Annotated in this window: 6 protein-coding genes; all 6 read left to right on the plus strand. The window is 35.6% G+C overall.

Annotated features, from left to right (window positions below; translation table 11 throughout):
• Nucleotides 1-3: 3 nt before the first annotated feature.
• Nucleotides 4-1188 carry a cytochrome c oxidase subunit II gene (locus tag Q7C23_RS22600; protein ID WP_375034625.1) on the plus strand — a complete coding sequence of 395 codons (1185 nt, stop codon included), beginning with the start codon at nt 4-6 and terminating at the stop codon, nt 1186-1188.
• Nucleotides 1189-1219: 31 nt separating this feature from the next.
• Nucleotides 1220-3022 (plus strand): cbb3-type cytochrome c oxidase subunit I, encoded by a 1803-nt coding sequence (locus Q7C23_RS22605; protein WP_099710744.1) that lies wholly within the window; start codon nt 1220-1222, stop codon nt 3020-3022.
• Nucleotides 3023-3133: 111 nt separating this feature from the next.
• A complete protein-coding gene (ruvB, locus tag Q7C23_RS22610; RefSeq protein ID WP_056188325.1) occupies nt 3134-4156 on the plus strand; it encodes a Holliday junction branch migration DNA helicase RuvB in 1023 nt (340 codons plus the stop codon).
• A gap of 10 nt (nt 4157-4166) precedes the next feature.
• Entirely contained in the window at nt 4167-5513 is a 1347-nt protein-coding gene (locus Q7C23_RS22615) for a cytochrome P450 (protein WP_375034626.1), read from the plus strand.
• Complete coding sequence (queG, locus tag Q7C23_RS22620; RefSeq protein WP_375034627.1) at nt 5510-6436, plus strand: tRNA epoxyqueuosine(34) reductase QueG; 927 nt, start codon at nt 5510-5512, stop codon at nt 6434-6436. The genes Q7C23_RS22615 and queG overlap by 4 nt, the downstream gene beginning before the upstream one ends.
• Before the next feature lie 1108 nt (nt 6437-7544).
• The coding region (locus Q7C23_RS22625; RefSeq protein ID WP_375034628.1) for a beta strand repeat-containing protein at nt 7545-12091 on the plus strand (4547 nt) is incomplete at its 3' end.

Genomic DNA, 12091 nt, shown 5'->3' on the forward strand with positions numbered 1-12091 from the left:
CAGATGACAAGTTTGTTGGTAATTATAGTTTTAGTTTTATTAGCAGTTGCATTATGGCAATTGACCAAGATATTTGATCTTACTCAGGTAGGATCTTCTTCGGACGATTCTCAGGTTGCATCAGATAATGATAATAATATTCAGGGATATATTATGTTCGGCTTTTTAGCTTTCATTTATATCTTCACGATTTACGGTTTACTAAAATGGGGTGGTTTAGCACTTCATAGTCCTGCTTCAGAGCATGGCCTTTTAGTAGATAATTTAATGAATATTACTTGGGTTTTAATTTTTGTAGTTCAATTTATTACACAAGGTTTATTATACTGGTTTTCTTTTAAATATAAAGGAAATAAAAATCAAAAAGCTTTGTTTTTTGCTGATAGTAATAAGTTAGAAGCAATCTGGAGTATTATTCCATCAGTAGTTTTAGCTTGTTTAATCCTTTATGGATTATATGCTTGGAACAATATTATGTTTGTTGACAAAGATGAAGATGTAATTGAAATTGAATTATATGCTCAACAGTTTAAATGGACTGCTAGATATGCTGGACAGGATAATGTTTTAGGAAAAGCTAACGTTCGTTTAATCGAAGGAGTGAACACTTTAGGTGTTGATATGTCAGATCCAAACGCTCAGGATGATATTGTTGTTAGTGAATTACATATTCCTAAAGGTAAAAAAATACATTTCAAAATGCGTTCTCAAGACGTATTACACTCAGCTTACATGCCTCACTTTAGAGCGCAGATGAACTGTGTTCCCGGAATGGTTACTGAGTTTGCTTTTATTCCAACTTACACGACTTCTGAATACAGAGAGTTGCCATTTATGGTTGAAAAAGTTGCCAATATCAATAAACTAAGAGCTGAAAAAAGCGCTGAGTTGGTTGCTAAAGGTGGTACAGCTTTAGATCCTTATACATTTGATTATTTATTATTATGTAATAAAATTTGTGGAGCTTCTCACTATAACATGCAAATGAAAGTGGTTGTTGATACTCCGGAAGATTATAAAAAATGGTTAAGTGAAAAAACAAGTTTAGCTCAGGATATTAAAGCAGCCGCTGCTGCTGAAAAACCAGCTGAAGGAGTTGAGCCTACTACAGATAGTACTGCTAAAGATACTGTTAAAGCAGTTATTGATACTGTTAAAGCGGTTGTAGCTAAAGTTGCTATGAGATAATATTTATTAAGAAAATTTAAAGTACACATATATGTCAGCAGAAGCGCACGGTCACGATCACGGACACGATCACGAGCACGAACATCATCATAAAGACACGTTCATTACTAAATATATCTTTAGTATTGATCATAAAATGATTGCTAAGCAATATTTAATTACCGGTATTATTATGGGTATTATAGGTATTGCAATGTCTTTGCTTTTCAGAATGCAGTTAGCATGGCCAGAGGAGTCTTTCAAAATATTTAATGTTTTATTAGGAGATAAATTTGCACCTGATGGTGTAATGGCAAATGATATTTACCTTGCTTTAGTTACAATTCACGGTACCATTATGGTGTTCTTTGTACTGACGGCTGGTTTGAGTGGAACTTTTAGTAATTTACTTATACCACTTCAAATTGGAGCGCGAGATATGGCTTCTGGTTTTATGAACATGATTTCATACTGGTTGTTTTTCTTATCTGCTGTAATAATGTTAAGTTCATTATTTGTTGAGGCTGGACCAGCTTCTGCAGGTTGGACAATTTATCCTCCATTAAGTGCTTTACCACAAGCTATTCCAGGTTCTGGTACAGGTATGACTTTGTGGTTAGTTTCTATGGCTATCTTTATTGCATCTTCTTTAATGGGATCTTTAAATTACATTGTTACTGTAATCAACTTAAGAACTAAAGGGATGTCTATGACTAGACTTCCACTTACAATCTGGACATTTTTTGTAACAGCTATTATTGGTGTTATTTCGTTTCCGGTATTATTATCTGCTGCATTATTATTGATTTTCGATAGAAGTTTTGGAACTTCATTCTTCTTATCTGATATTTATATTGCAGGAGAGGTTTTACACTACCAAGGTGGTTCTCCGGTATTATTTGAACACTTATTCTGGTTCTTAGGACACCCTGAGGTTTACATTGTAATTTTACCTGCAATGGGTCTTGTTTCTGAGATTATGGCTACGAACTCTCGTAAACCAATTTTTGGATACAGAGCGATGATTATGTCAGTTCTTGCAATTGCATTCTTATCAACAATCGTTTGGGGTCACCATATGTTTATTTCAGGTATGAATCCTTTCTTAGGATCTGTATTTACATTCACAACTTTATTGATTGCAATTCCATCTGCTGTAAAAGCATTTAACTGGATTACAACTTTATGGAAAGGTAACTTGCAATTTAATCCTGCAATGTTATTCTCTATTGGAATGGTTTCTACCTTCATCACTGGAGGTTTAACAGGGATTATTTTAGGAGATAGTACTTTAGATATTAACGTTCACGATACATACTTTGTAATTGCTCACTTTCACTTAGTAATGGGTATCTCTGCACTTTACGGAATGTTTGCTGGTATCTATCACTGGTTTCCTAAAATGTACGGAAGAATGTTGAATAAAAACTTAGGTTATATTCACTTTTGGGTAACTGCAGTTTGTGCTTACGGAGTATTTTTCCCAATGCACTTTATTGGATTAGCTGGTTTACCAAGACGTTATTATACAAACACAAACTTCCCATTATTTGATGATTTACAAAATGTGAATGTTTTAATTACAACATTTGCTCTTGTGGGAGGTGCTTTCCAATTAGTATTCTTATACAACTTCTTTAGTAGTATTTTCTACGGAAAGAAAGCAGTTCAGAATCCATGGAAATCTACAACATTAGAGTGGACAACTCCAGTAGAACATATTCACGGTAACTGGCCAGGTGAAATTCCTCATGTATACCGTTGGCCATATGACTACAGTAACCCAAATCATGATGTAGATTTTGTGCCGCAAAATGTACCAATGAAAGAAGGTGAAGAAGTTTTACATCACTAAAAAATATTTAAAAAGGACTATCAGAAATGATAGTCTTTTTTGTTTTAGTTAAAGTTCTATTGGTTCAATTTTACTGTTTTACAAACTGATTACTTTGCATATCTTTGTGAGATGAATGAAAATTTAGATCCTACTACAAAGGGATACAATCCAGAAGAACTAGATCTTGAAAAAAGATTGCGTCCGCTATCATTTGATGATTTTGCCGGACAAGATCAGGTTTTAGAGAACCTGAAAGTTTTTGTCGCTGCTGCCAATCAGCGTGGAGAAGCACTTGATCATACACTTTTTCATGGTCCTCCAGGATTAGGTAAAACTACTTTAGCAAACATTCTGGCTAATGAGTTGGAAGTTGGAATTAAAATTACTTCAGGACCAGTATTAGATAAGCCTGGTGACTTAGCAGGATTGCTTACTAATCTTGATGAGAGAGATGTTTTGTTTATTGATGAGATCCATCGTTTAAGTCCAATTGTTGAAGAATATTTATATTCGGCAATGGAAGATTTTAAAATAGACATCATGATTGAATCAGGGCCAAACGCCAGAACAGTTCAGATTAATTTGAATCCGTTTACTTTAATAGGTGCTACTACTCGTTCTGGTTTACTTACTGCTCCGATGCGTGCCCGCTTTGGAATTTCATCTCGACTACAATACTATACTACTGAACTTTTAACTACTATTGTTGAAAGAAGTTCTTCAATCTTAAAAATGCCAATTTCTTTGGATGCCGCAATCGAAATTGCCGGGCGTAGTAGGGGAACACCTCGTATTGCTAATGCTTTGTTGCGTAGAGTTCGTGACTTTGCACAAATAAAAGGTAATGGAACGATTGATCTGGAAATTGCTCGTTACGCCTTAAAAGCGTTAAATGTCGATGCACATGGACTTGATGAAATGGATAATAAAATTTTATTGACTATTATCAATAAGTTTAAAGGAGGTCCTGTTGGACTTTCAACATTGGCAACAGCAGTTTCTGAAAGTAGTGAAACGATTGAAGAAGTTTATGAACCTTTTTTAATTCAGGAGGGGTTTATTATGCGTACTCCTCGTGGGCGTGAAGTCACGGATAAAGCTTATAAGCATTTAGGGAAAATAAATACAAATATTCAGGGCGGCTTATTTTAATATTTTTTCAATGTCTGAAAATAAAAAATATAGTTATCCGAACAAACTTTCCATTTTTAGATTCTTTTTGGATGCAGAAGGAGTACGCAGAAATCCTATTCCTTTTCATAAAAAGTACTTTGATAAATTTGGAGATTCGTTTTCTCTTAAAATTGGTATGTCAAAGCATTTGATATTGTCCAGGGATAATGAAATTGCACAACATATTTTACAAAAAAATCAAAAGAATTACCATAAATCAAAGTTTCAGTCTGTTTATCTTTCTAAGTATTTAGGAAAGGGACTATTGACTGTTGATGGTGATTTTTGGTTAAAACAAAGAAGACTTATTCAACCTGCATTTCATAAGCAAAAGATGAATCAGTTGGTTGAAAACATGAATCAGATTATAATTTCAGAATTAGCTGTTTTAGTTGAAAAGAAAGCAGTTGATCTTTTCCCGGTAATGAGTCAGTTGGCTTTTAATGTTGTAGCAAAATCCTTATTTCAACTTTCTATTTCTGAAGAAAAATTAAATCGTATAAAAGTAATTATAGGAGAAGTTCAAAATTTCTTGATTAAGGAGATACGACTTCCTCATAAAGCATGGTGGTTTGCGGCTACTGGGCAAGTAAAAAAACACCTTGAATTAGCAGAAGAGAATAACAGTATTATTAGGGGAATTATTGAGGATAGAATTGCTTCAAACGAAGGGATTAATGATTTGCTTAGTATGCTTTTAGAAACCCGGTACGAAGATACAGGAGAAGGAATGTCTGTAAAGCAGTTAATAGATGAAATTAAAGTTCTTTTTATTGCTGGGCATGAGACAACTGCGAATGCATTAACTTTTACACTTTATTTTCTAGGAAGAAATCCGGAAATTCAACAAAAAGTTTTTGATGAGATTATTGAAATTAAATCACAAACAGAAAATGTCGTTGAGCAACTTCAAAAAATGACGTATACAAGTGCGGTTTTAAATGAAGCAATGCGTTTATATCCTCCGGCTTGGATAACCGATAGACAAAATGTAGAAGATGATAATATTGGTTTATTTAATTTGAAAAAGGGTACTTTAATAGGAGTTTCTTTTTATGAACTGCATCGTAATCCTAAATATTGGGATAATCCTGAGGAATTTATACCTGAAAGATTTCTTGGGGAACAAAAGAAGCATTCAATGCAATATTTTTATCCATTTGGTGCTGGGCCCCGAATGTGTATTGGTGCCGGATTTGCTATGTATGAGATGTGTTTGACCATTTCTCATATCGTGAAAAAATATAGAATTAAAACTGTTAATTCGGATATTAAACTTAATCCGCTAATAACATTGAAACCTGTAGGAGTAGAAGTTATTTTCTCTAAAAGATGACAATCAATTCAAAAGAGACATATTCGAAATTTATAAAAGCTGAGGCAAGACGACTTGGTTTTCTTTCTTGTGGGATATCTAAAGCTGGATTTCTTGAGCAAGAAGCGCCTAGACTTGAAAAGTGGTTAAAAAATAATCAAAATGGTCAAATGGCTTATATGGAAAACCATTTTGATAAGCGATTAAACCCAACATTGTTAGTTGATGACGCAAAAAGTATAGTTTCACTTTTGTTAAATTACTATCCGGCCGAATCGCAAAATCAGGAAAGTTTTAAAATATCAAAATATGCCTATGGTCAGGATTATCACTTCGTAATTAAAGAAAAATTAAAAGAATTCCTTCATTCGATTAAAGAAAATATAGGTGATGTTTCAGGTCGTGCTTTTGTTGATTCTGCTCCTGTGTTAGATAAAGCTTGGGCGGCTAAAAGCGGATTGGGTTGGATTGGTAAAAATAGTAATCTGCTAACTCAAAAAGTAGGTTCATTTTATTTTATAGCAGAACTTATTATTGATTTAGATTTAGAATATGATCATGCTGTTACGGATCATTGTGGGTCATGTACTGCCTGTATTGATGCTTGCCCTACTCAGGCAATAGTTGCCCCCTATGTTGTTGATGGAAGTAAATGCATTTCCTATTATACTATAGAATTAAAGGAGAATATTCCTTATGAGATGAAAGGGAAATTCGATGAGTGGATGTTTGGTTGTGATACTTGTCAGGATGTCTGTCCCTGGAATCGTTTCTCGAAACCACATTCTGAACCTTTATTTAATCCCAATCCTGAATTGCTTTCTTTTTCAAAAAAAGATTGGCTTGAGATAACAGAAGAAACTTTCAAAAGAGTTTTTAAAAATTCTCCAATTAAGCGTACCAAATTCGATGGTTTAAAACGCAATATTAACTTTTTAGATTAAAAAAAAGTTAGATGTTGGTTCTGACTATTTTTTTTCTTTTGAATTACCTAATATTTTACTTCCAGAATTTTATTTCACATATTTTTATAAAACGAAGAAAAAGGCACATTTTTGTAAGAACCTCTTTTGCAATTTGATATATGTGTCTTTTTTGCAATGTAGGAAATGAGACACAACATGTACATTTTGTCTATGTTTTTTATCGACGAACGGTAAATCTATTGAAGTTTTGTTTTATTGGTTAGCGATAATTTTGCTATAGTTATCTGGTAATTAAAATATTACTTCTCTTGCTTGTTGAAATGTATGAAAGTGTTTTTGAATTTTGAAAGTGCAACAATTTTTTAATTTGATTAAAAAGATTAAATATTTATTAAAAGTTTAATCGTTTGATAATCAATATTTATTCGTCTTGTTTGTAGAATAAATTATCTAATAGTAGAGATATCTTTTAACCTATTTTTTATTTGTAAAAAGTGAGTTCAGTAGTAATAAATTTTATTAAAAAATAATTACTTAAGAAGAAAAACTCCTTTAACATATCGTGAATAAAAAGTAAACAAATGTTAAAAAGAAAACCTCTGTTTGTAATTTTTGTTTTTGTAAGGTTTTTTGATGTTTTGATATCAAATTAAAGATAAAGCTTTGTGATTCGTAAAAAATTAAGAAATTTCTTCTTTTGTATTGAGGAATTATTAATTTTTCAAAACATAAAAGGTCGTTTCGACTGGAAATAAGTGTAATTCAACGTTTTTATAAGTAGTTTGTCGAGTAATGTAGCTAGTTATTAGGCGTTTATATACTTTCGCCGCACCAAAACTACCATAAATTATGAGACCATTTTTATGTCTTGAGCCGATTACTCAAATGGTTCAATCATTTTTTGAATTAAGAATAAAATCTCACTTCAGATATTATTTTAATTCAAAATCCACTCCTCATATTTTTTCGTATGTCTTCTATATTCTGAAAACCACGATTGGTTTTACAGTTAACAATATTTGTATTCCTCAAATCTCATTTGCGTATGCGTAACTTTACTTTTAAAGATCTTAATTTACTTAGGTCATTTTTTATTGTTTTCTTACTTCTATTATCAAACACATCTTTGTTTGCGCAAATTTGTGGTACCCCTGGAGGTGATGGTCCTGTAACAGTATCAAGTTCTGTAAATACTTATTATCCTATTACAGGAAATGTTACGATGAATGCGGGATCTAAATCCATAGTGTTAAGCAAAGTACCGGCAACAGATGCGCATCTTAATAATTTTGGTGCGACTCCAATTTCTACAGGAGATTTGATTTTGATTATTCAAATGCAGGATGCTACCATAGATTATACAAATAGTACAAGTTATGGTTCCGGAACTGCAAATAGCGGCTTGGATGGCCTAGGTGGGACTGGTTTTACGGCTCTTGGTAATACTGGTGTTTTTGAATATGTTATTGCAACTAATAGTGTGCCATTGACAGGAGGGAATTTAACATTTAAGGGAACTGGTACCGGCGGCGGTGTGCTTAATAGTTTTTTTAACGCGGATGCAACATCAACAAGGGGAAAAAGAACATTTCAAATTGTTAGAGTGCCGCAATATTCAAATTTGACACTTACATCTAATATTACCACCCCGCCTTTTAATGGAGTTGCGGGTGGTGTAATAGCTTTTAATGTTTCAGGTACATTTAATTTTGCCGGCTATACAATTGATGGAACTGCTCGTGGTTTTAGAGGTGGTTATAGTCCTAGAGCAGACTCTGATCTAAATGATGCTAATACTTATGTGGGATTATCAACTAATAATAAAATTTCTGGAAAAGGAGAAGGAATAGCAGGAACACCACGCTATATGTGGGATGGATATAATCAAGTTGATAATTTAGTTGAAGGAATGCCGGGAGGATCTTCGGGAAGAGGAGCTCCAGCTAATGCAGGAGGAGGAGGTAATGACCATAATACTGGTGGCGGTGGAGGTGGTAATGGTGGTTATGGTGGTTTAGGTGGTGCTGGCTGGCAAGGTGGTAATGGCAATATTCTTCCCGCAACAGGAGGAGGAAGACCGGGTTTTAGATCATATCTTACAGCTGTCCCATTTCCAAGGCTTGTTATGGGCGGAGGTGGTGGAGCCGGTGATGCCAATAATGCTTCATCTGGTGTAAAAGGAGGTGTTGGTGGTGCTATTATTCTCGTTAATGCGGGTACGGTTTTAGGAACTGGTAATATTTATGCTAACGGAGGAAAAGGAGCACCTGGTGCTTATTCAGGTTCGCCTGACGGAGCTGGTGGTGGCGGAGCTGGAGGAACTGTATTATTAAACATTTCTAATGATAGTAACGCAACTATTAGAATAGAGGCGAATGGAGGTGATGGAGGAAATACAGAAAATGATAATAACAATGAGCATGGACCTGGTGGAGGAGGAGGTGGCGGAATTATTAGTCATAACCTTTCGGGTACAGTAAGTATAAGTGCTAGTGTACTTGGTGGCGCAGCAGGTAAATCTAATGCTGGTAATGGAATCAATCATGGAGCCATCAGTGGGTCAGTTGGTTATGTGTCAACATTTACATTACAAGATGTTCCGCCAAATTTGCAGGTAAATTCAAATTGCTTTCCTATTCTTGAGACAACAGTAAAAACTTTATCAACAACGTCAATTTGTAATTCCATTGATGAGAAAGTATCTTATGAGGTTCAAATAAAAAATATGGGGGTAGGAAATGCTGCAGGAGTGGTTTTAGACTTTCTTTTTCCAGCAGGTATCGAATTTGATTCCGCTACAGCGACATATTCACTTGATGCTACAGGGCCTTCAGGACCTTTGGTTAATAATGCTACAGCAAATAACCCTCTATTTGGAGGATTTAATATTGCACAAAATGGAATTGTAACAATAACTTTAGTAGGGAAAGTTGTAACATCGATTGCTGCAGGGACATATAACTCGAATGCGCAGGCTTTTTATTTTGATCCTACTCGTACAACTGCCGATCCAAATAGAAAAATAACTCCATTTACAAATGCTTATGGAACGGTTAGTAAAAATTACGAAGGATTAAACCAATCTAATGTCCCGGGTACTAACTTTATTGGAACTAGTTCGACTGCAGATGATATCACGATACTAGCTTTGCCAACTGCGCCGACCGTTGCAATTTTACAGTCAAGTTGTGCTACTCCTACAGGAACAGTAACGGTAACTATGCCAGCAAATGCCTCAGGAATAAGTTATACATTGACAGGAACAAATCCTATGGCAGCACCGGTAAATAATGCAACAGGTGTTTTTTCGGGATTAGTAGCAGGCACTTATAAAGTAACAACAAAAAATGCACAGGGATGTACTTCATCTCCAACTACTGGTATCGTTATAAATGCAGTTGCTGGTGCACCAACAACTACAGGGGTATCAATTTGTCAGGATGGAACGGGATCATTAACAGCTTCTTCATCATGCTTAATTTCAGAGAGTACCGGAGCAAAAATAGCAGGGACAGGGACTAGCCCAAATACAGGTGCTGGTACATTAGTGTGGTCAAATCCAGGAAAAATTACTTCAAATAATTCTGATAGTGCAACTGCAAGTGTTACTAATGGGGGAAATACTACTGTAAGAACAAAGTATCTTCGAGGAACAAAATTTGGTTTCTCAATACCAGTAAATGCCGTGATCAAAGGAATTCAGGTATCAATTAATCGTTTTAGTAGTGTAAATAATTCTGATATTTATGTTGTCGATAATGTTGTTAGTTTGATTAAGGCTGGAACAATTACAGGTGATAATAAAAGTACTTTAGCAAATTGGTCAACAAATTCTACGACGGTTGTTGATTATGGAGGTGCAGGAGATTTATGGAGTGGATCTTGGACACCAGCAGATATTAATGATGAAAATTTTGGAATAGCTTTATCTTCAAATATTACTAGGACATCAAGTAATGATATTACTGCATCAGTTGATTATATGCAGATTACTGTGAATTATACAGTAGATGGAGTAGAATGGTATTCTTCATCTTCTGGGGGAACACCAATTTATACGGGTTCTCCTTTTAATCCAGTAGGAGTCACTGGATCAGGTTTAATAAATACAAATACGCCAGGAACAAAAACCTATTATGCTGCCTGTACTAGTGGCTCAAGTTGTAGAACAGCTACAAATTTTGTTATTAATGCGAAACCAACAATAATAGGAACAACACCGGCTTCAAGATGTGATGCAGGTACTGCGACATTGGGGGCTACAGCTTCATCAGGGACAATTAACTGGTATGCTGCTTCGGCGGGTGGTTTATCATTAGGAACAGGTACGAGTTTTACAACACCAAGTTTATCAACAACAACCAGTTATTATGTAGATGCAACAGAAAATGGTTGTACAACTGCAACCAGAACTGAAGTTGTAGCTACAATAAATACATTACCAACTATAAATTCAGCAACAGAAAGTTCCAGATGTGGTGCGGGGACAGTAACATTAAATGCAACAGCGTCAACTGGAGCAACCATCAATTGGTATGCTGCTTCAACAGGTGGAACATCTTTGGGAACAGGGACGAACTTTACAACACCAAGTTTATCAAGTACTACTACATATTATGTTGGAGCTACTTCTGCTGAAGGATGTCCGACGGCATCAAGAATTGCAGTTGCAGCGGTTATAAACAATATCTCTACAATCACATTTACAAGTGGTACACAAAATCCAGCAGTTTGTGCAGCAACGGCAATTCCTAATACTGTTTATGTTTTTGGAGGCAGTGCGACCAATGCTGTGGTAACTAATTTGCCTGTTGGATTAGCAGCTGCCGTTGACACTAGTGCAAAAACTGTAACTATTTCAGGAACTCCAACAGTAGGAGGAACTTATACAATAACAACTGTTGGTCATACTGCTCCTTGTGCAGCAGCTACAATTACGGGAATTGTTACGGTAAATACTTCGGCACCACCAATATTAAGTGCAATAACACAACCAACATGTACAGTAACTACAGGAAGTTTTACAATTACCAATTATGATGCTTCTTATACTTATACAATAACCCCATCAACAGGAGTTAGCAGAGCGGGGAGTTCGGTTACAGCTCCGGCTGGTAATTATACCATTAAAGCGACGGTCAATAGTTGTGATTCGTCAAACACAGGATTTGCAATTAATGCACAACCTTCAACACCGGCAACCCCGACAATTTCAACATCTACGACTACTACATTCTGCTCTGGTGGAAATGTTGTGCTGACTTCATCTGCCGCCTCAGGTAACCAATGGTACAAGGATGGTACTTTGATTTCAGGTGCAACTGCTACTACATACAGTGCCGCTGCAAGTGGAGTATATACGGTTATTACCAATAACGGAACCTGTTCAAGTATGGCTTCAGCAGGAACTGCGGTAACGGTAAATCAGGTTCCTGTTGTTCCAACCCTAAGCGCTGTGACCCAGCCAACATGTACAACAGCAACAGGAAGTTTTACCATTGACAATTACAATGCGGCTTACACTTATACGATAACCCCATCAACAGGAGTAACACAAACTAATGGTGCTGTTACTGCACCGGAAGGGAGTTATACGATCAAAGCAACACTGGGCGCTTGCAGTTCAGCTGATTCAGTTGCCGCTGTTGTGAACGCACAGCCATCAACACCAGC

It is taken from the genome of Flavobacterium sp. LAR06 (assembly GCF_041946075.1).
In the GTDB taxonomy this organism is placed as follows: domain Bacteria; phylum Bacteroidota; class Bacteroidia; order Flavobacteriales; family Flavobacteriaceae; genus Flavobacterium.

Excerpts from the sequence above, each read along its gene's own strand:
- Q7C23_RS22600 (WP_375034625.1), top strand. The coding sequence starts at position 4 with ATGACAAGTTTGTTGGTAATTATAGTTTTAGTTTTATTAGCAGTTGCA.
- Q7C23_RS22605 (WP_099710744.1), top strand. The coding sequence starts at position 1,220 with ATGTCAGCAGAAGCGCACGGTCACGATCACGGACACGATCACGAGCAC.
- ruvB (WP_056188325.1), top strand. The coding sequence starts at position 3,134 with ATGAATGAAAATTTAGATCCTACTACAAAGGGATACAATCCAGAAGAA.
- Q7C23_RS22615 (WP_375034626.1), top strand. The coding sequence starts at position 4,167 with ATGTCTGAAAATAAAAAATATAGTTATCCGAACAAACTTTCCATTTTT.
- queG (WP_375034627.1), top strand. The coding sequence starts at position 5,510 with ATGACAATCAATTCAAAAGAGACATATTCGAAATTTATAAAAGCTGAG.